Below are 21,614 nucleotides of genomic sequence, written 5' to 3' on the forward strand. Positions count from 1 at the left end.
CGGCACGTGCCGCGCACCCCGGACCCAGGGGTGTCATGCCGGGTCCGTCGGCCGGCTGCCGGCCGGGAACTTCTCCTCGATCAGCTCGTGGAGGAAGGAGCCCCAGTGGATGCCGGGGCAGGCGAAGAAGTCGCGGCTGTTGATCTCCAGGCCGAGGTCGTCGCGGCACCGGCTGATCAGCTCCATCACCATGAGGCTGTCCAGGCCCATGTCGGCGAGCCGGGTGTCCTCGCTGAGGCTGTCGAGCTCCAGGCGCAGGATCTCCGACAGCTGCACGCGGATGTACTCGTTGAGCTCGGCCAGCCGCTCGGTGCGGCTCAGACCGATCAACCGGGCCGTCAGCGGCCCGAGTTCGGAGTCGTCCGCCCGGCCCGCGGCGGGCGCGCTGCGGACCTCGCCGAGCATGGGCCGCTCCCGGCGCGCCTCCATCAGGTCGCGGAACAGCGTCCAGTCCGCGGAGCACACGGTGCGGTGCGCGACGCCGTCGACCACGGCCTCGCCGAGCAGCTCCAGCGCGTGGTCGGGGTTGAGCTGGTGCAGCCCGATGGAGCGCAGGAACGCCATCACCGAGTCGTCCGCGAGCCCGGACCTGGCGGCCCACGGCCCCCAGCTCACCGTCGTGGCGGTCAGTCCCCGCAGCTGCCGGAAGTGGGCGAAGGAGTCGAGGAAGGCGTTGGCGGCGGAGTACGCCGCCAGGTGCTGCGAGCCCCACACCGAGGCGATCGAGGAGAAGGAGACGAACAGGTCCAGTTCCTGGTCGACGGTGGCGTTGTGCAGCGCCCAGGTGCCGTCCACCTTCGCGTGCAGGCAGCGGTCGTAGGTGTCCGGGTCGCTCTCCCGCAGGAACTGCGGCTCCGACAGGCCGGCCGCGTGCACCACACCACGCAACGGGCGGCCCGCCAGGCCGAGTTGGTCGGTCAGCGAGCGCAGCGCCGTCTCGTCGGCGGCGTCCAGCGCCACCACCCGTACGTCCGCGCCCTGGGCCTCGATACGGCGCACTCCGGCGATCCGGGACGCGGTGGTGTCGTCGTGCTGCGGGTCGTCCCAGGCCGCGCGGTCCGGCAGGCCCGACCGTCCGGCCAGGACGACGGTGCCCGCGCCGTTGCGGGCCAGCCACTCGCCCATCAGCAGGCCGAGGCTGCCGAGTCCGCCGGTGACGAGATAGCTCCCGAGGTCGCTCAGCTGCGGGGTCGGCCGGGGCGTGTCCTCGTCGCCCGAGCCGGCCGCCACCAGCCGGGGCACCAGCACGGTGCCGCCGCGCCGGGCCGTCAGATCCTCGGCGCTGCGGGTCGCGACGAGGTCAGCGATCCGCGCCGCCTCGTCCGCCTCTCCGGCCGGGTCCAGGTCGAGCAGTCCGCCCCACAGCTCCGGGTGTTCGAGCGCGGCCACCTTGCCCAGACCCCACAGCGGAGCAGCCGGCAGACAGATCTCCTGCTGCCCGGTGCCGGTCCACTGGGCGCCGCGTGTCACCACCCACAGCCGCGTGGCCGCCTCGTCGAGGGCGAGCTGCCGGGCGGCGGCCAGAAAGACGTGCTCCGCCGCGGCCCGTGCCTGTCCCACGGACTCGGCGTCGTACCCGGTCAGCGGGAGTTCGAGGCCGCTGAGCAGGACCAGATGCCCGTACGGACGGCCCGCGTCCAGCGCCTGGAGCACCGCCTCGGCCGACGGCTCGGACTGCGCCACCACCGCGCCGCGCAGCGTCAGTTGCTTCGCCACCGCTTCCATCAGACCGGTGTCCGCGCGGTCCGAGCCGACCAGCAGCACCCGCTCGTCGCGCAGACTCCCCTCGGCGAACGCCTCCGGGGCCGCGGGCCGCCAGACCTGCTCCCACACCGTCTCCTCGCGAGCGGTGCGCGGCACGTCCGGCGCGGGCTGCGTCGACGACCGCAGATGGACGTCCCGCATCATGATCAGCACGCTGCCGTCGGATCCCAGGATCTCCAGGCCGCCGCGCAGCTCACCGTCCTCCCCGGACGGGTCCAGCCAGCCGTGGACGTAACGCCGGGTGCCCTCGGGCACCGCCGTGGGCACCGGGGTGCCGCCCGGCCGCGGGGCGTTCTCGGACTGGCGCAGCAGGCCCAGCGTCAGGTCGAGCAGGGCGCCGCGGGGCAGGTCCTCGGCGGCACGGTTGACCTCGGCGAGCACCTCGCCGGGTCCCTGGTACACCTCGTTGAGGACCGGCTCGGCCCAGTCGGGCACCGTGATGTCGGCGGGGTCGACCGGCACGCACCGGGCCCGTACGGCGTCGAGGTCGCCGTCGGCGCGCCGAGTGTCCGTGGGACGGCGCACCAGCACACCGCGGGCGTGCAGGCGCCAGCTGCCGCTCTCCACCGAGTCGACGCCCTGCCGGGAGAAGCAGAGGAACAGCGAGCGGCCCTCGTCGTCCTGCGGCAGCACGTAGACCCGTATGCGGGCGGGGCGGTGCTCCGGGTCGAGGAGCAGCGGCTCACCGACCACGAAACGGTCCACGAGGCGGGGCTGCGCGCCGGGCAGCTTCGCCGCGCCCGCCAGCGCCCAGTGGCAGAAGCCGCCCGCCGACACGGACCGCCGGCCGTCCGGGCCCGTCTGCACGAACACGTCGGACAGGTCGTCCAGCTGGGGCGAGAAGGTGGGCGCGCCGGACAGCAGATGGCCCTCGAAGAGCGCCCCCGGCGCGTCGTCGGCCGCGAACTCCGGTGCGTCGCCCGGCGCGTCGTCGTTGAACCAGTACCGCTCGCGCTGCCACGGATAGCTGGGCAGCGAGGTGCGGCGCGGCTTCTCGTCGCGGTGCACCGCGTTCCAGTCGACCGGCACACCGCGGTGGTGCAGCGCGCCCAGCGCCTGGCCCACGATGTGCGCGTCCTCGCGGTCACGGCGCAGCGACGGGATCCAGCCGACCCCGTCCTCGGGCAGGCAGCGCGCGCCCAGACCGAGGAGCACCGGCGCCGGGCCGAGTTCGAGGAATGTGCGGCAGCCCGTCTCGTACAGGGTGGTGACGCCCGCGTAGAAGCGCACGGGCGCCAGCACGTGCTCGGACCAGTAGGCGGGGCGCAGCTGTTCGGGCCCCCACTCGCGGCCCGTCACGTTCGAGATGATCGGGTACTTGGGCTGATGGAAGGTCAGCGTCTCGGTGACCTTGCGGAACTCGTCGATCATCGGCGCCATCAGCGGGGAGTGGAACGCGTGCGAGACGACGAGCCTGCGGTGCTTCACGCCCCGGTCCGCCAGCACCTCGACGACCCGGGCGACCTCGTCCTCGGGGCCCGACAGGACCACGTCCGTCGGGCCGTTGACCGCCGCCACCGCGACCGAAGGCACCGGGCCCGCCTCGGCGATCGCCGCGCGCACGGTCTCCTCGTCGCAGACCAGGGTCTCCATCACACCGCCCGTGGGCAGGGCCTCCATGAGCCGGGCGCGGGCCGTGACCAGCCGCGCGGCGTCGTCGAGCGAGTGCACCCCGGCGACGCACGCCGCCGTGATCTCGCCCAGGCTGTGCCCGATCAGCGCGGTCGGCCGCACCCCCCACGACTCCCACATCTTCGCCAGCGCGTACTCCACGGCGAACAGCGCGGGCTGGGTGAAACCCGTCCGGTCGATGCGCTCGCCGTCGGACAGGACCGGGCCGAGAGGCTCGTCCAGATGGTGGTCGAGAGCCTCGACCACCTGGGCCAGGGCGTCCGCGAAGACCGGCTCCGCCGCCGCGAGGGAGGAGGCCATCCCGGCGTACTGCGAGCCCTGCCCGGTGAACATCCAGCCGAGCCGACGGGCCTTGGCGCCCGACGGACCGTGCGCCGTGACCTGGTCGGCCCGCTCACCGGCGGCGAACGCGGCCAGCCCCGCGGCGAGTTGACCGCGATCGCCGGTCACGCTGAGGCCGTGCTTCATCCGGGCCCGCCCGATGTGCGACGAGTAGCAGATGTCCGACAGGGTCCGCGGGTCCGCCTCCCGCACCCGCTCCTCGTACACGCCCGCCATCGCGCGGAGCGCCTCCGGGCTGTTGGCGCTCAGCGTGAGCAGTCCCACCTCGCGCGGGGTGCCCTCGCGGGGAGCGGGCCGGGGCGCCTCGCCGAGCACGGTGTGCGCGTTGGTGCCGCTGGCCCCGAAGCTGCTCACCCCGGCGATCCTCGGCCCGTCCGGCCAGACGGTGTCCTCCGCGGTCACCTTCAGATTGATGGCGTCCCAGGGGACCTGCGGGTTGGGGTCCTTGAGGTGCAGATGCCGGGGCAGCGTGTCGTGCTGGAGGGCGAGGACGACCTTCAGCAGGCCCGCCGCTCCCGCGGCCGGCTCCAGATGGCCGATGTTCGTCTTCACCGAGCCGACGAGCAGCGGACGGTCGGCCGCGCGCCCGGTGCTGGTGACCGCGTTCAGCGCCTTGAGCTCGATCGGGTCGCCCAGCTGGGTGCCGGTGCCGTGCGCCTCGACATAGGTCAGCTCGGCGGGGGAGACCCCCGCGTCCTTCAGGGCGGAGGTGATGACGTTCTGCTGCGCGGCCGGGTTGGGGACCGTCAGACCACTGCTGCGTCCGTCGTGCTCCGTCGCCACGCCGCGCACCACCGCGAGGACGCGGTCCCCGGCGGCCTCCGCCTCGCTCAGCCGCTTCAGCACGAACAGCGCGCCGCCCTCACCGCGCGCGTACCCGTCGGCGGAGGCGTCGAACGTCTTGCACCGTCCGTCCGGCGACAGCGCCCGCAACTTGCTCACCAGGACGAATCCGTACGGCGACAGCATCAGGTTCACGCCGCCGACCAGCGCCATGTCGCAGGCGCCCGAACGCAGCGACAGCACGGCCTGCTCCAGCGCCACCAGCGACGACGAGCACGCCGTGTCGATCACCATGCTGGGACCCTGGAACCCGAACGTGTAGGAGATCCGTCCGGCCAGGAAGCTCGGCTCGCCGATCAGCTGGTAGGCGTCGACGTCCGCCATCGAGCCCTTCTGCTGCCGCATCCGTACGTAGTCGCTGGTACTCGCGCCGAGGAACACGCCGACCCGGCTGCCCTCCAGCTCGCTCGGCGGCAGGCAGGCGTTCTCCATGGCCTCCCAGGCCAGTTCCAGCACCAGCCGCTGCTGCGGGTCCATGCCCGCCGCCTCCCGCGGCGAGATCCCGAACACGGTCGGATCGAAGGTGTCCACCGGACCGTCGAGGAAGTTCCCCGACAGCGTGTACGCGGTGCCCGGGTGGTCCGGGTCCGGGTTGTAGAACCCCGCGACGGAGTGCCGTTCCTCGGGGAACTGGGACGTCGAGTCACGGCCCTCGGCCAGCGACTCCCAGAACGCCTCGGGCGTCGCGCCGCCCGGCAGCCGGCAGGACAGACCGATCACGGCCAGCGGCTGTGGCTGCTGGAGCTCCTGAACCCGCGCGCGCAGACTGCGGATCGTGCCGAGGGAGTCCTTGAGCCGACCGCGGAGGACCTCCTGGCTCGGCTGCTCGGCTTGGCTCTTCGTCATCAGTTCTCCTCAAATCCAAGCGCCCGTGAGTCGGAGATCTCCGCCTCCAGCTGGCGTAGCAGTTCGTCGTCGTCGAGGTCGTCCAGGTCGTCGGCGGGCTCGGCACCGTCCTCGTCGACCGCGACCGGATCGGCGGCCGCGTCGTCGGAGCCGGCGGCCGGGAGGCCGAGCTGCTCCAGCAGGTGCGCGGTGAGCGCCAGCGCCGTCGGGTGCTCGAAGGCGACCGTCGAGGACAGCTCGGTCTCCAGCTCCCGGGACAGCCGCAGCCGCAGCGTCAGCGACATCACCGAGTCCATGCCGAGCTCGAAGAAGCCCTGGTCGGCGCGGAGATCGTCCTCCGCGAGCCCGAGCACCGCGGCGACCTGCGCGCACACCCAGTCGAGCATCCGGTCCCGGCGCTGCCCGGGATCCAGGCCCCGCAGCCCGGCCACGAACTCGGTGCCGCCGGTCTGCCGCGCCGCCCCCAGGACGGTGCGGAACAGCTCCCGGTGCGGGGCGTCGGCGAGCGCGCTCCCGAACAGCTCCCAGTCCACGTCGGCCACGCAGGCGTGCACCGTGTGGTCCCAGACCAGCAGGTCGAGGGCGGTGACCAGGTCCCGCTCCCGCAGCGGGGCGACCCCGCTGGACTTCAGCAGTAAAGTCGTCCGTTCGTCGAGGAGTTGGCTGCCTTCGAGGGGCATCAGCTCCACGTGCGCCACCGGCAGTCCCGAGGCCCTGCGGCGCGCGGCCAGCGCCCGCAGCGACCAGTCGGAGGGTGCCGCGGCGCCCGTCACGGCGCCGCCCCACGTGCCCGGAACGGACCCCAGCAGGACGAACAGACGCACCGGGTCCTTCGCGGTGAGCCGGTGCAGGAGCTCGGCCGTCTCCGCGCGGTTCCACTCCGCCCGCAGCGCGGCCTCGGTGGTCTCCTCCAGCGGGGTCGCCAGTTCCGGAGCCGCCGCGCACACCACACCTGCGATCCCGGTGTCGGCACGCAACTCCTCGACCAACGAGGCCAGTTCCTCGCGAGCGCCGCGGGTACGGACCGCGCGGACCTCGGCGCCCGCGGCGCGCCACCCGGCGATCCGGTCGTCGACCGGGAGCCGCTCGGCCTGCTCGGGCTCGGTGTCCGCGAGCACGATCCGCCGGGCGCCCGCGCCGACCAGCCAGTCCACCACCGGGGGCAGCAGGGCGCCGCCCGCACCGGTCACCAGATGCCAGCGCTCCGCGGACAGCGGCCGCCTGCCGGGCCGGTCGGGCACGTCGGCCCGCACCAGCGCGCCCACCTGGACGGAGGAGTGCTCGACGCGGACGTGCTCGTCGCCCGGCGCGCACAGCAGCCGTGTCACCAGGGCCCGCAGTTCCTCCGCACTGCCGCGGCTCAGGTCGACGTGGCCGCCCCAGGCCTCGGGGCGGGTCATCGCCAGGGTCCGGCCGAGCCCGGCGTGCGCGCCCTGGTTCCCGTCGGGGAAGCCCTCGTGACCGGCCGGCAGCAGGGCCTGCCGGGTGACCAGCCACAGGCGGGGCGGGGTCCCCTCGGCCTCGGCCAGGGCGGCGGTCAGCGCGGTGGTGACGCGCCACCCGTCCGGCCGGGAGTCGAGGTCCTCCAGCGGCCACAGGTCGCAGATGCCCGTGGTCCCCTCGTTCGCGTGCACCGCGAGAAACGTCCGCCACGCGTCCCGGTCGGTGGGATCGACGACGAGACCCGCTTCGCCGGGTACGTCGGCGGAACGCACCCGGCGCACCTCGCAGCCCGCCGCCCGCAGCCCGTCGGCGACGACGCCCGCCAGATGTTCGGTGTCACCGCACACCAGCCAACGTGTCGCGGGCGCGGCCTGCGCGCCGTCACGGCCGGCCGGCCGCTGGCCCGCGGGGTGCCACACCATCCGGTACAGCAGGTCGGCGACCCGGTCCCGGTCCGCGTCGGCCGCGGCAGGCTCGGTCGGGCCCGCCAGGCGCAGCCCGGCCAGCTCCACGACGGCACGTCCGGCCGCGTCGAGGACGGCCACATCGGCCTCGGGCCGCCCGTCCGTGCCGGCCCGGACCTGTCCCCGCAACAGCCGTACGGTGCCCTCCACGGCGGCGCGGACCCGGACCGACGCGATGGCGGCGGGCAGCGGTTCGCCGTCCCCTCCCGCGTCGCCGCCGGCGCCGTCCGCGATCAGATGCAGCGCCAGCCGCAGCAGTTCGGCGGGCAGCCGGTGCCGGGAGGCGCCGTCCGCCAGTTCCACGGTGACGTCCGCGCCGCCCCGGCCGCTGCCGGCCGCCCGCACCCCGAGCGCGGGGAAGCGCTCGGCCAGCGTGGCCCTGAGGGGTTCGTCGTCGGCGAGCGCCGACGGATCGGGAGCGCTCGCGGCGGGCCCGTGCGACCCGTCGGTCGACGCGGTCAGCGCGGGCCCGTCGCCGTCGCCGTCACCGGACAGCCGGCGCAGCACGACCGTGCCCTGACGGGTGTCGACGACGGCCTGGAGACCGGCACGACCGTCCTCGTCCGCTCGCGGCGGCGTGCCGAACCGCACGTCGTGGAGCACCGGCGCGGGTGAGCCCGTCGCCGCGGCCCCGGCGAGGGCGGCCTCCAGGAGTGCGGGCGCCGAGACCGTCGTACCGGCTCCGGCGCCGCTGACCTGCCACGGGCTGCGGGTGCCGTCGACCGTCACCGGGAGCAGCGCCGTCCACGGCGCGGTCGTCGGCCGGACCGGTGCGCCGACGAGGGAGCCCGAACCGCCGGCACGGTCCACGGGCGTGTCCTGCAGCCAGTGCTCCTTGCGCTGCCACGGATAGCCGGGCAGGTCCACCACCGCGCGGCCCGGGCCGGCGAACGCCGCCCAGTCGACCGGGACGCCCTGCGCGTGCAGCGTGCCCAACGAGCCCAGCAGCGTGCCCACTTCGTCCTCGTCACGGACGAGGGAGGGCAGCACCACGGGCTGTGCCACACCGGCGGCCCGCAACGACTCCTCGGTGCCGGAGACCAGCACGGGATGCGGGGACACCTCCACGAACACCCGGTCCTGCGGGTCCTCCACCGCGCTCACCGCGTCCTGGAAGAGCACGGTGTTGCGCAGATTGCGGCCCCAGTACTCGGCGGTGAGCGCGGATCCCGCCACCTCGCGGCCCTCGACGGAGGAGTAGAACGGGACGCGGGCCTCGGCGGGCACCAGATCCGCGAGCCCCGCCACCAGCCGCTCACGTAGCGGCTCCATCAGCGGCGAGTGCGGCGCCACCGGCACCTTGACCCGGCGGACGAACACGTTCGCCTCGGTGAGCTCCTCGGCCAGCTCCTCCAGGGCGTCGACGTCGCCCGCGACGACCGTGGTGCGCGGCCCGTTGATCGTGGCGACGCCCAGCTTGTCCTCGTACAGCACCAGATACGGCGCCAGTTCCGCACGGGGCAGCCCGACGACGATCGAACCGCCGGTGCCCACCAGCGTGTCGAGGAGCCGCGAGCGCAGGCACAGGATCTCCGCGGCCTGCGCCAGGGTCAGCGCCCCGGCGGCCCAGGCGGCGGCCACCTCGCCCATGCTGTGCCCGACGACCGCCTCGGGCACCACACCCCAGCTGCGCCACAGGGCGACCAGGCCGACCTGCACGGTGAAGATGAGTTCCTGCGGGATGCCTTCGTCGAAGGGGCGGCTGTCCGGCTCGCCGCGCAGCGAGGCCAGCGGGGACCAGGCGATCCACTTCCGCATCTCCTCCTCGCAGGCCAGCACCGCGTCCCGGAACACCGGCTCGCTCTCGAGGAGCCGGCGGCCCATGCCCGCCCACTGGGAGCCGAAGCCGGAGAAGACGAACACACAGGAGCGCTCCAGCTCGGCTGTGCCCGTGAGGACCTGGGCGTGCTCCTCGCCCTTGCTCAGGGCGCGCAGCGCGGACCGGACGCCGACCACGTCCCGGCCGACCACGACGGCCCGGTGGTCGAGGTGACTGCGGCGCGCCGACGCCGTGTACGACAGGTCGGCGAGGGCGGTCGCGTCGCCCGGCTCCAGCAGCGCGAGGTACTGCTTCGCGGCGGCCGGCAGCGCCGCCTCCTGCGCGGCGGACAGCGGCAGCGCGAAGCGTGCCGGGGGCTCGCCGCCGCTCTCCGCGGCCGTCGGTGCCTGGGCGACCAGGACGTGCGCGTTGGTCCCGGTGAACCCGAAGGAGCTCACCCCGGCGACCCGGCGCCGGCCGTCCTCGGGCCACGCCTCCATGCCCTCGGCGATCTCCAGGCCCAGCCGCTCCCAGGCGACCTGCCGCGTCGGCGTGGTGCTCACCCCGATGTGCGGCGCGATCCGGTCGTGATGCACCGACAGGACCGCCTTGATGAGCCCGGCCATGCCGGCCGAGGCCTCCAGATGCCCGATGTTGGGCTTGGCGGAGCCGACCAGGAGCGGGGCGCCGTCGGCCCCCTCGGGGCGCAGCGCCTGGGCGAGCGCCCGCAGTTCGACGGGATCGCCCAGCGGTGTGCCGGTGCCGTGCGCCTCGGCGTAGCCGACGTCGCGTCCGGTCAGTCCCGCCTGGCTCAGGGCCTGTTCGATCAGCGCGCGCTGCGCCGTGCCGTTCGGCACGGTCAGCCCGCTGCTCGCCCCGTCCTGGTTCACCGCGCTGCCGGGCAGCACGGCGTAGATCCGGTCGCCGTCGGCGAGGGCGGTCGACAGCCGTTTCAGGACGATCGCACCGGACCCCTCGCCGCGCAGATAGCCGTCGGCCGCCTCGTCGAACGTACGGCAGTGGCCGCTGGGGGAGAGGGCGCCGCCGGCCGACACGGCGACCGGGATCACCGGACTGAGGATCACGTTGACGCCACCGGCCACCGCGAGGTCGCTCTCGCCCTGGCGCAGGCTCTGCATGGCCAGGTGCACGGCGGTGAGCGAGGACGAGCAGGCGGTGTCCACGGCCATGCTCGGCCCGGTCAGGCCCAGGAAGTAGGAGAGCCGTCCGGACGCTCCGGCGAAGGAGTTCCCGGTGCCGTAGTAGAGGTCGACGTCCTGGAGCCGGCTGCCGACGTGCTGCGCGTGGTCCGAGCTGTTCATGCCGACGAACACACCCGTCGCCGAACCGCGCAGCCGGTCACGGGTCGCGCCGGCGTCCTCCAGCGCCTCGTAGGCCACTTCGAGGAACAGCCGGTGCTGCGGGTCGAGGCTGCGCGCCTCGCGCGGCGAGACCCGGAAGAACGCCGCGTCGAAGCCGCGCACGTCGTCGAGGTACCCGCCGCGCAGCGAGGTCATCGTGCCGGGCGTCCACGGCCCGTCCGACAGGAAGGCCTGGCCGTCCCAGCGGTCCGCGGGCACGTCGCGGATGACCTCGCGGCCGTCGAGCAGGAGCCGCCAGTAGTCCCGCACCGTGGGGCTGCCGGGGAACCGGCAGCTCATGCCGACCACCGCGATCGGGTCGTCGGCGGGCGCGGGCGCGCCGGCCTGCTGGGTCTGTGTCCGGTCGGTCGCGGCGAGCTCCGCGGAGGACGGCCGCGGAGCCTTCTTCGCGAGCACCTGCGGCAGCAGATGGTCGACCAGCTCGTCCAGGCAGGGGCGTTCGAAGGGGGTCGACAGCGGGATGTCCAGGCCGACCCGCATCCCCAGGCGGTCCACGAACTCCACGATGCTCAGCGAGTCCAGACCGAGGTCGGCGAAGCCGCGCCGGGGCGGGATGCGCCGGCCCGGGTCCTGGCCGAGGGTCTCCGCGAGCACCTCGGACGTCGTCCGCATCAGGGTCCTGCGTTCGCGGTCGGCGCTCGCCGCGTCCGGTGCGGGGTCGGGCGCCGCGGCGTCCCGGGTGCTCCCGGCCTCCGTCGTGGCCGGGCCGGTTCCGGTCCCGTCCGCCACCGCTCCCGCCGGGGGATGGTACGGGGCGGTGACGGACGAGGCGGCTTCCCGGTCGGCCCCGAGGGGGGTGGGGGCGGCGACCGGGGCGGTGCCGCCGGAACCGAGGGGCTCCGGCGGGTTCGTGGCGGTGTCTTCGGGCGTGACGCCGAGGTCGAGTTGGCGCGCGGGCCCGAGCGGCCTGCCCGAGGGGTCCAGCAGTTGCACGGCGAGCCGGGCGGGGGCGGCCTGTGCGTCGGGCCGCGCGGCCGGTGCGTACTGGGTGCCGGGGGTCACGTCGGGCAGCCAGAACGACTCGTGCTGCCAGGGGTGCCGGGGCAGCTCCGTGAGCCGGCCCGGGACGAGGTCCGCCCAGCGGACGTCGGCGCCGGCGCAGTGCAGGGCGGCGAGCGAGGACAGCATCGTCGCCGTGCCGTCGGTGTCCCTGCGCAGCGAACCGACCGCGACGCCCTGGCGCCGCAGCGACGTGAGGGCCTCGGTCAGCGGGCGTACGAGCGTGGGGTGCGGGCCGATCTCGACGAAGTCCGCGCCGCGGTCGTTCAGGAGGGTGCGCACGGCGGGCCAGAAGCGGACCGGGCGGAGCACGTTGGCGGCCCAGTAGGCCGCGTCCAGCGTGGCCGGAGGTTCATCGGGCCACACGGTGGACACGAACGCCTCGGGCCGATCGGCCGTCAAGTCGCCCAGTTCCGCGCGCAGTTCCTCCGCGAACGGCGCCATGGCCGGGCTGTGGAACGCGTAGTCGCCAGGCACGAAGCGGGCCGGGACGGACCGCTCGCGCAGCAGCGAGGCGATCGCCGTCAGATCGTCCTCGGAACCGGCGAGCACGGTGGCGCCCGGCCCGTTGACCGTGGCGACCGTGACCGCGCGGCCGGTCCCGGCGGCGGCCTCGGCCGCCTCCTCCTCGGAGAGTGCCACCGCGAGCATCCGCCCGGTGCCCGCGGCGGCGGCCATGATGCGCCCGCGCCGCACGGCCAGGTCGAGCGCCGTGGGCAGGTCGAGGGCGCCGGTGAAACAGGCGGCCGAGATCTCGCCGAGGCTGTGCCCGACGACCTTGGTCGGTTCCACGCCGCGCGAGCGCCACACCTCGGCCAGGGCCAACTGGACCGCCACGACCGCCGGTTGCGCCAGCTCGGTGGCGGAGAGATCGCTGTCGCCGAGCAGTCGGCGCAGGCCGGGCAGCCCCAGTTCGCGCAGGACGGCGTCGCCGCGTTCCAGACCCGCCGCGGCGACCGGATCGCGGTCCCACAGGTCCAGGCCCATGCCGCGCCACTGCGAGCCCTGCCCGGAGAAGACGAACACGGTGTGGTGGCGGCGCCGGGACTCCGCGGTGCCGGTGACGGTGCGCTCGTCCGGGGCGCCCTGGGCCAGGTCGAGCAGCGAGGCGCGCAGCTCGTGCGCGTCCGCGCCGATCACGGTGGCCCGTGCCTCGTGGTGGGTGCGGCGCACGGCCGCGGTGTGCAGCACGTCGGCCAGCGGCTGCGGACCGTCGAGGGTCTCGGCGAGGTCCCGTGCGCGTGCCTGGAGGGCGGCCTCCGTGGAGCCGGAGAGCAGCAGCACCCGGGGGCCGTCCTGCGGGGGAGCGGCGGACTCGGGCGCGGGGGCCGGGGGCGCGGACAGCAGCAGGTGGGCGTTGGTGCCGCTGAGGCCGAAGGCGCTGACACCGAACAGCGTGCCCGCGTCCTCGTCCAGCGGCCGGGCCTCGGCACAGACGCTCAGCGGGCCGTCGTTCCAGGGGATGGCGGGGTTGGGCGTGCCGAGGTGCAGCTGCGGCGGTATCACCCGGTGCCGCGCGGTCAGTACGGTCTTGATCAGCGCGGCCACGCCGGCGGCCGCGTCGGTGTGCCCGAAGTTGGCCTTGTGCGAGCCGATGTGGAGCTTGTGACCGGGGTCGCGGCCGGGCCCGAACACCTCGGACAGGGCGAAGGCCTCGATCGGGTCGCCGAGCGGCGTGCCCGTGCCGTGGGCCTCGACGAAGGCGACCTCGTCGGGGGTGGCGTCCGCGCGCAGCAGCGCCTCCCGCAGCAGCGCCTCCTGCGCGGAGGCGTTGGGCACGGTCAGGCCGGCGCTGCGGCCGTCGTGGTTGAAGGCGCTGCCCCGGATGACCGCGAGCACCCGGTCGCCGTCGGCGAGCGCGTCGTCGAGCCGCTTGAGCACGACGACGCCGCAGCCCTCGCCGCGGACGATGCCGTCCGCGTCGGCGGCGAACGGCTTGCACCGTCCGGTGGGCGACAGGGCCTGCACCTTGCTCATGAAGATGGACAGTTCGGGGGCGGCGAGGACGTTCACACCGCCGGCGAGCGCCGTGTCCGCCTCGCCGCTCGCGAGCGCCCGGCAGGCCAGGTGCACGGCCACCAGGGACGAGGAGCATGCGGTGTTCACGGCGAGCGCCGGCCCGTGCAGCCCCAGCGTGTAGGCGACGCGGCCCGGCGCGAAGCTGAACTCCTTGCCGCTCGCGTAGTACGGGTCGATGGCCTTCACACCGCGCGTCTTGGAGTGCAGCAGGGTGTAGTCCATGCCCAGCATGCCGAAGAAGACGCCGGTGCGGGAGCCGGCGAGCTGCGGCTTGGTGAGCCCCGCGTGCTCCAGGGCCTCCCAGGAGACTTCGAGCAGGAGCCGCTGTTGCGGGTCCATCTCGCGTGCCTCGCGGAACGAGATGCCGAAGAAGTCGGCGTCGAATTGGTCGAGCCCCGGCAGCACTCCCGCGTAGCGGCAGTAGCCGGTGCCCGGCGCGGACCCGTCCTCACTGATGTACTCGGGTCCCCAGCGTTCGGGCGGGATCTCCCCGATGACGTCGACGCCGTCCCTCAGGACGCGCCAGAAGGACTCGGGACCGTCCACCCCGCCCGGGTAACGGCACCCGATGCCGACAAGGGCTATGGCCGGATCGGTGGTGATTCCGTTGCGGGCGGGCATGGCTGATCCCCCTCCGGGAGTGCGACAGACAGTGGGTGCGGACGAGGTCCGGGGCCGGGTGGCGGGAGGGGCGTCCACGCCACCCGGGTCGTGCCCGGCAGCGGTCGGCTGCCGTGGTGCCTGCCGGCCGGGACGGGGCCGGTCGGGCCCTGGTCCGCCGGTACGGACCCGGCGGACCCGTGGAGCGCCGGCGGGGAGGTGCCGGTGCGGCTCCGTGGTGCCCGGTGTGTGCCGGGACTTCCCCGAGGCCCTTAGAACTTGGCCGCCGCGGAAGGCGCCTTGAGCGTCCCCAGGTACTTGTGCCAGAGGTGGGTGGGGTCGTTCTCGACGGCCTCGACGATCTCCCGCATCGCGGCAAGGGCCTTGGGCTCACCGTCGTACACGTCGCCCTGGAGCATCTTGAGGACGTCCAGGCGGTAGCGCGGGTCCTGGACGAAGGCCGTGAAGAGGATGTTGAGGCGGTAGTAGATCGAGATGAACTCGTACCAGTTGTTGACCGCGCCGCGGAGCGTGTTGACGTAGCCGTCGAAGCGCTCCTTGCGGAAGTCGCCGGCCTTGTGCGCCGCGATGATGTCGGCGGTGGCGAGGCGGGCGCTGTTGAGCGCGACACTGACACCGCTGGAGAAGATCGGGTCGACGAACCGGGCCGCGTCGCCGATCATCACGAGGGAGTCGTCGGCGATCTTGGTGAGCGCGTAGCTGTAGTCGCCCTCGGCCTTGAACTCCTTGACCCGCTTGGCGTTCTTCAGCGCGTCCTGGAGGGCGGGACGGCTCCCGATGGTGTCCCAGAAGAAGGTCTCCAGGTCGTTCTTGGCCTCCTTGAAGCGGGCCTTCTGGGTCACGACACCTATGGACGTGATGGTGTCGGTGATCGGGATCTGCCAGACCCAGGTGTCCTCCAGCGGGAGGAAGTGGATGAAGATGTAGTCCGCCTGGTCCTTGTTGACCGCGAGGGCCTTGCGGTCGAAGTCGTCGAACCAGGTGTGCACCGCGTACTGGTTGAAGACCGGGTCCGGCTCCTTGACCTTGAGCTGGCTCCCCATCATGGTGCGCCGGCCGCTCGCGTCGATGACCATGCGGACGGGGACACCGACCGACTGGTTGCCGACCTTCGCCTGGATGACGGGGCGGTCCCGGTCGGTGAAGTCGACCCGGTTCACGCGCACGCCGTGGTAGACCTTCGCGCCCAGGCTCTCCGCGTGCTGGAGCAGGATCTGGTCGAACTTGCTGCGGTCCACGTGGAAGGTGTGGTCCCGGTCGACGCCCGCCTGGTCCCGCTCGCTGAACAGGACCTCGGCGGCGCGGAAGTCGTGGTCCAGGCCCTGGAAGCCCATGTGGTCGATGTCCCGGTCCTCCGCGGAGGTCCAGGCGGCGCCGTACTTCTTGGGGAAGCCCGCGGCCTCGACCTTCTCCATGGCGCCGGTCTCGATGAGCACCGGAGTCGTGGCCGGGACCAGCGACTCGCCGACGTGGTCGCGCGGAAAGGTCTCCGATTCGAAGACCACCACGGACAGCCCCTCCTTGGCGAGGTAGGAGGCGGCGGTGGAGCCGGCCGGTCCGCCGCCGATGATGCCGATGTCGTAGTCGTAGTTCGCCGATGTCTCGGACAACGTGATCTCCTGTCGCGAATTCGGGTGGGTGGCGCTGTGCCGTGGCCGCGAGGGCCCGTCGGGCAGGCCCTGGATCAGTGAGCGGGCGTGCGCAGGGACAGCAGCAGGTCGGTGATGCTGTCCAGGTTCTGGAAGTTGGTGCCGGTCAGCTCGGTCGGCGGGATGTTCGTCCCCAGCTCGTCCCGGATGAAGGTGAGCAGCTGAGCGGTGTTGATCGAGGTGAGGATGCCCCACTCGAGCAGCGGGGTGTCCGGGGCGATGCCCTGGGCGTCGGGCTCCGCGAGCAGCCGCTCCTGGATGAACTCGGTGAGCTGGTTGATCAGTTCGTCGCGGTCACTGGCCACGCCGTACCTCCAAAAGACGCGTTGACGGGCGGGTGTCCCGCCGGGTGGACCAACGGAGTTCAACAGCCGTTGATTTCAACACCTGATGATGTCATTTCCTGATGAACTCTACTAGTGTTGAGTTCATCGTCAAGAGGCCAACGGGCAGTGATGACCGACTGGTTGGAGATGCGATGACCCAAGTGATGACCCGGACCACGACCGCGCGCAGGCTCGGACCGCCCGCCGGAGAAGTCCATGTCTGGGCGGTGCGGGAGCCCGGCCCCGGGAACGAGAAGGCGCTCTGGCGCTGTCTGTCCCTGCTCTCGCGCGAGGAACTGCGCCGCCGGCGCACCATGGTGCCCTCGCAGCGCGCCCTCTACGCCTCGGCGCACGCCGCGCTGCGCTCCGTGACCGCCGCCTACGCGGGGCGGCATCCGTCCGAAGTCGCCTTCGTGCGGGGCAGACTGGGCAAGCCCCACGTGGCCGGCGACCCGGGTCTGCGGGTCAGCCTGGCGCACACCGAGGGCGTGTCCCTGGTGGCGGTCAGCCGCGACGGCCCCGTCGGCGTCGACGTCGAACGGATCAGACCGCTCCGGGACCCCGCCGGACTGCGCCGTCAGGTGCTCTCCGACGAGGAGGCCGAGCGCTGGCCCGCCGACCGCGAAGGCCCCCTGAACAGCGGCCTGTTCACCCACTGGGCGTGCAAGGAGGCCGTCCTCAAGGCCCTCGGCAGCGGGCTGGCGGGCGACCTCACCTCCGTACGGGTCGACCCGGGCGCACGGCGCGAGGGACCCGTCCGGGTGCACGCCGCGCCCGGCTCCGCCGCACGCGGCTGGAACCTGCGGCTCGTCGACGTGGGCTCCGAGTTCAGGGCCGCCGTGGCCGTCGCGGGCGGGGGCGGAACCGTCCGGCTCTTCGCCCTCGAACCGGGCGAGCGGCCCCGCCCGCCCGTCCGGTCGGGTCCTCCGGGTGCCGACGCCCGGTCGCTGCCTGCTCCCTCGGGCGCCGGTGTCCGCTCTGTGTCCGGTGTCTCGGGTGGGAACGTCCCGCCTCCGTCCGGTCCGTCGGGCGGTGGAACCCGGTCCTTGCCCGCTTCCTCGGACGCCGACGCCCGTCCTCCGTACGGTTCTTCGGGCGGGATCGTCCGGCCCGCGTCCGCGGCGCCGACCGGTGCCCCGGAGCCCGTAGTACGCGCCTGGCCCTCACGGTCGGCGAGCCCTTCGGAGTCCGGTTCCCGGCCGCGGCCTGCCACCGGCTCCCACCCCACGAAGGAGACCCCGTCATGCCGCAGCTGAGCAGCCCCGGCCCGGACGCCGGCGCCGTGGCCGAGGACGCCCCCCAGGGCCTCCCCACACTGCTGTGCCTGCCGCACGCCGGCGGCGCCGCACGGGCCTTCGCCGGCCTGGAGGCGGCACTGCCGCGGGCGGCACGGACGGCCCTGCTGGAACTGCCCGGCCACGGCAGCCGGATGGCCGAACCGGTGCGCGACGACTTCGGCGCGGTCTTCGAGGACCTCATCCGCAGCTCCGCACCGCACACCACCGGGCAGTACGTGCTCCTCGGGCACAGCATGGGCGCGGCGTTCGCCTACGAGGCGGGCCGCTACTGGAGCGCCCTGGGCCGCCCCCCGGCCGGGGTCGTCGTGGTCGGCCGCAACGGCCCCACGGCCCGGCGCATCCTGCCCGATCTGCACACACTGTCGGCCCCGGCCTTCCTGGAATCCGTACGCCGACTCGGCGGAACCCCGCCGCAGCTCTTCGAACACCCCGAGCTGATCAAGCTGTTCACGCCGGTGTTGCGCGCCGACTTCACCATCTCGGAGACGTACACACCGCTGCCCGGACCGCCGCTCGACTGCCCGCTGTGGGTGTGCGCGGGCGTCGACGACCCGATGGTCGACGACGCGGGACTGCGCGACTGGGAGCACCACGGCGCCGGTGACGTCGCCATCGAGTGGCTGCCCGGCAACCACTTCATCCTCGACGACCCGGCATTCCACACGTATGTCGCGGGCGTGCTGCGGACCCTGCCGCGCACCGGCACGACGCACTGACGGCCGGACCGCCCCCGGGTGCGCGCCGCCCGGGGGCGGTGGCCTGCGCTGCCGGGCAGACGGCCGCCTGGGCGACGGCGGCCGGGGCGGTGTCCGCACGCGCCGGTGCCGACGACGTCCGGGGGCCGACGATGCTCCGAGGCCGACGAGACCCCGGGGCGACGGCCGGACGACGAGGCTCGACACCGCCGCACGGCACGCCGCCGGCCCTCGCCCCGATGTGCAGGGGGAGGGCCGGCGGCGGTGGGAGGGGCCGGTTCAGGCGGCGGAGTGGGCCTGGAGTTCGGAGAACTGGGCCCGCCAGTACGCCAGCGGCGTGTGGGTGGCCGAGATGTCGCCGTGCACGAGGCGGCCGATCAGCACCTGGTGGTCGCCCGCCAGATGACTGCTCGTCAGAATGCACTCGGCGAACGCCACGGTGTCGTCGAGCACCGGTGCCTCGGTGCGCTTGCCCGGCGTCCACCCCACGCCCTCGAACCGCTCGGGCACCGGTGACGCGAAGGTGCGGGCCGTCTCGGTCATGCCCGCGGACAGGAAGTTCACCGCGAACACCGAGCTGTCGTGGATCGCCTGGAGGGTCGCGCTGGGCTGTTTCACACAGACCAGGAGCAGCGGCGGCGAGGCCGACACGCTGCACACCGCGCTACACGTCAGACCGCGCGGTTCGCCGTCGGCGGTGAGGCTGGTGACGACGCTCACCCCGGTCGGCAGCGACCCCATCACCGAACGGAAGGTGTGCAGGTCCACCTGGTCCGGCAGGGGATCGGAAGTGCTGAGTCGTTCAGACATGGGCAGGTCCTCGTCTCTGAGGCCGAGGCGGGTCAGGGCCGCGGAGCTCATCGGGGTTCACCGGGTGGCGGTCGTCGGACGGTGCCGGTCGTCGGGCATCGGGGATCACCGGGCGTCGAGCGAGGTGATCTGCTTGAGCAGTTCCTGACGGTCCGTCTTGCCATTGCCGGTCAGGGGGAGTTCGGGCAGACAGTGCACGGCGTCGACCACCATGTACAGCGGCAGCCGGTCGGCGCAGTCGCGCTTGATCTCCAGGAGGCCGGGGCCCTGCGGACCCTCCGGCACCACCACCGCGTGGATCTTCGCGTCCAGGCCCTCGCCCACCACGACGCACGCCGCGGAGGCGACCTTGGGGTTGGCGGCGACGACGGCCTCGATGTCGCCGAGCTCGATGCGGTGCCCGCGCACCTTGACCATGTGGTCGCGGCGACCCACGTACTCCAGCATGCCGTCGGGCCCCATCCGGCCGATGTCGCCGGTGAAGTAGGGGCCCTTCTGCGGCTCCTGGCCCCAGTAGCCGAGCATGACCGTCGGGCCGCTGACCACGATCTCGCCCTCGCGCTCGCGCGGCGGGTGGAGCCGGATGCGGTCCCCGCTGACGGCGGTGCCGATGGGCAGCGGACGGGTGCTGCCCAGGTCGCGGTCGGTGACCTCGTAACTGGTGCAGACGTTCGTCTCGGTCGGCCCGTACCAGTTCAGCATCCGCACGTCCGGCCACGCCTTGCGCAGCTCGTGGACCTGCTGGACGGGGAACGGCTCCCCCGCGAAGACGCACACCCGCAGGTCCTGCGGCGGCTCGCCGGTGAGCAGTTCGCCGCGCTGCATCATCAGGACGAGCGCGGACGGCACCGAGTACCAGACAGTGATCCGCTCACGGCGCAGCAGCGCGCCGAGCTGGGCCGGGTCGTAGGCGAGGCCCTCGGGCACCAGTACCACGGACGCGCCGGCCAGGAAGGTGGCGTACAGGTCGAAGACCGAGAGGTCGAAGTTGAACGGCGCGTGGTTGGAGAGCCGGTCGTCCGCGGTCACGCCGACCTCGCCGGCGGCCCATTCGACGAACGAGAGGGCGTTGCGGTGGCTGATGCAGACGCCCTTGGGATCGCCGGTGGAGCCCGAGGTGTAGAGGATGTACGCGGGCTCGTCGGGCTCGTTCTCGTACGGCGGCGGAGCGTCCTCGGGCGGTGCCTCCGCACGCACCTCGGCGAAGGAGGCGATCGGCAGGGCCTCGTCCCAGTCGGTGTCCGCCGCGCGGCGGATCCCGTCCGCGTCGGCCACCACCAGGGCCGGGGTGCAGCCCTCCGCGATCCGGCGGACCCGGGCGGCCGGGTTGTTGGCGCTGACCGGCGCGTAGATCGCGCCGATGCGCAGCGCGCCCTGCATGAGGGCGATGGCGTCGAGGGTCTTGTGGGTCCACAGCACGACGCGGTCGCCGGGGCGTACCCCGCGACGGTGCAGTGCCGCCGCGTACCGGTCGGCGAGGTCGTCCAGCTCGCGGTAGCTGAACACCCCCTGGGAGGAGCGCACGGCCGGGGCGTCCGGGGCGCGCCGGGCCGAGTCGATGACGAGCTGGTGGAGCCTCACAGTCCTATCTCCTTCACTATCAACTGGCGCTGGATGTCCGAGGTTCCGGAGAAGATCGTGCTGGGCACGGCGTCGCGCAGCGCGGCCTCGATGCCGTCCTCGCGCAGATAGCCGCGGCCGCCGAAGACCCGGACCGCGTCGGCGGCGGAGGCCAGGACGCCCTCGGACACGGCCAGCTTCGACAGGGCGATGTGCAGCACGGACGGGTCGTTCCGGTCCATCGACCAGCAGGCGCGGTACAGCAGCAGCCGGGCGCTCTCCAGGCGCACCTTCATGTCGGCGATCCGGTTGGACACCGACTGGAAGTCGCCGATCCTGCGGCCGAACTGACGGCGTTCGCGGGCGTGTGTGACGCACTGGTCGAGGAGCCGGTCGAGCAGGCCGATGTACAGGGCGAAGAGGCAGGCGCGTTCCCAGCCCATGGAGTGCTGGAAGATCGCCGCGCCGGCGCCGGCGCCGCCGAGCACCTGTTCCTCGGGCACGAAGCAGTCCTCGAAGGTGACCGCTCCGGCGGGGCAGGAGTGCATGCCCATCTTCTCGTAGGGCTTGCCGACGACGACGCCGGGCGTGTCCCGGTCGACGACCAGACCCGTGACACCGAGGAAGCCGGCCTTGGGGTTGACCGTCGCGTACGTGACGAACACGTCGGCGGCCGGTCCGTTGGAGACGAAGCTCTTCGTGCCGTTGAGGACGAACCCGCCGTCGGTGGGGGTCGCGGTCATCGCGAGCCGCGAGGAGTCGGACCCGGCGTCCGGCTCGGTCATCGCGTTGCCCGCGATCAGCCGGCCGGCGGCCAGCTCGGGCAGCAGCCGGCGGCGTACGGCGTCGCTGCCGAACCGCTCGATCGGTACGGCGCAGGCGAAGGTGTGCGCCGCCGCACCGAACACCAGGCCGGTGTCCGCGCAGCCGCGGCCCACGGCCTCGACCACGCGAGCGGTGTCGAGCGCGCCGAGCCCCTGCCCGCCGAACTCCTCGGGCAGGCAGGACCCGAGCATGCCGATCTCGCCGAGCCGGAGCCAGTCCTTGCGGGTGTAGAAGCCGTGGCCCGCGCCGGGCGGCGCGGGGAAGGCCGCCCGCGTCGCCTCCAGTACCTCGTCGTAGCGGGCCTGTTGGCCCTCGTTCCAGCCGAACTCCACATCTG

Annotated in this window: 9 protein-coding genes; 2 read left to right on the top strand and 7 right to left on the bottom strand. The window is 73.5% G+C overall.

All coding sequences use genetic code 11. The features are described from left to right. Positions 1-33 precede the first annotated feature (33 nt). From BKI49_RS30505 to BKI49_RS30520, 4 genes are all read right to left on the bottom strand, one after another. Positions 34-5,427: a type I polyketide synthase gene (locus tag BKI49_RS30505; protein ID WP_095937508.1), complete on the bottom strand. Its 5,394-nt coding sequence runs from the start codon at positions 5,425-5,427 to the stop codon at positions 34-36. Further along, positions 5,427-14,114, bottom strand: a complete 8,688-nt coding sequence (locus BKI49_RS30510) for a type I polyketide synthase (protein ID WP_095937509.1) — start codon at positions 14,112-14,114, stop codon at positions 5,427-5,429. Before BKI49_RS30510 ends, BKI49_RS30505 begins: the two co-directional genes overlap by 1 nt. A gap of 251 nt (positions 14,115-14,365) precedes the next feature. Next, complete coding sequence (locus tag BKI49_RS30515; RefSeq protein WP_095937510.1) at positions 14,366-15,724, bottom strand: NAD(P)/FAD-dependent oxidoreductase; 1,359 nt, start codon at positions 15,722-15,724, stop codon at positions 14,366-14,368. 74 nt (positions 15,725-15,798) lie between these two features. Continuing rightward, a complete protein-coding gene (locus BKI49_RS30520; protein WP_095937511.1) occupies positions 15,799-16,068 on the bottom strand; it encodes an acyl carrier protein in 270 nt (89 codons plus the stop codon). Positions 16,069-16,241: 173 nt separating this feature from the next. On the opposite strand from BKI49_RS30520, the gene BKI49_RS30525 reads away from it, so the two are divergent. Both BKI49_RS30525 and BKI49_RS30530 read left to right on the top strand, forming a co-directional pair. Continuing rightward, positions 16,242-17,345, top strand: coding sequence for a 4'-phosphopantetheinyl transferase family protein (locus BKI49_RS30525; RefSeq protein WP_179332632.1), 1,104 nt, complete (start codon positions 16,242-16,244; stop codon positions 17,343-17,345). Continuing rightward, positions 17,333-18,103 (top strand): thioesterase II family protein, encoded by a 771-nt coding sequence (locus BKI49_RS30530; RefSeq protein WP_095937513.1) that lies wholly within the window; start codon positions 17,333-17,335, stop codon positions 18,101-18,103. The genes BKI49_RS30525 and BKI49_RS30530 overlap by 13 nt, the downstream gene beginning before the upstream one ends. A gap of 258 nt (positions 18,104-18,361) precedes the next feature. On the opposite strand, the gene BKI49_RS30535 is transcribed toward BKI49_RS30530, so the two are convergent. The 3 genes from BKI49_RS30535 to BKI49_RS30545 form a co-directional block, all read right to left on the bottom strand. Beyond that, complete coding sequence (locus BKI49_RS30535; protein WP_095937636.1) at positions 18,362-18,892, bottom strand: flavin reductase family protein; 531 nt, start codon at positions 18,890-18,892, stop codon at positions 18,362-18,364. A gap of 105 nt (positions 18,893-18,997) precedes the next feature. Further along, positions 18,998-20,473 (bottom strand): amino acid adenylation domain-containing protein, encoded by a 1,476-nt coding sequence (locus BKI49_RS30540; protein WP_095937514.1) that lies wholly within the window; start codon positions 20,471-20,473, stop codon positions 18,998-19,000. Then, a complete protein-coding gene (locus BKI49_RS30545) occupies positions 20,470-21,609 on the bottom strand; it encodes an acyl-CoA dehydrogenase family protein (RefSeq protein WP_095937515.1) in 1,140 nt (379 codons plus the stop codon). The genes BKI49_RS30540 and BKI49_RS30545 overlap by 4 nt, the downstream gene beginning before the upstream one ends. Positions 21,610-21,614 lie beyond the last annotated feature (5 nt).

Origin of the sequence: Streptomyces sp. Tue6028 (assembly GCF_002300165.1) — a bacterium.
Classification (GTDB): Bacteria; Actinomycetota; Actinomycetes; order Streptomycetales; family Streptomycetaceae; genus Streptomyces; species Streptomyces siamensis.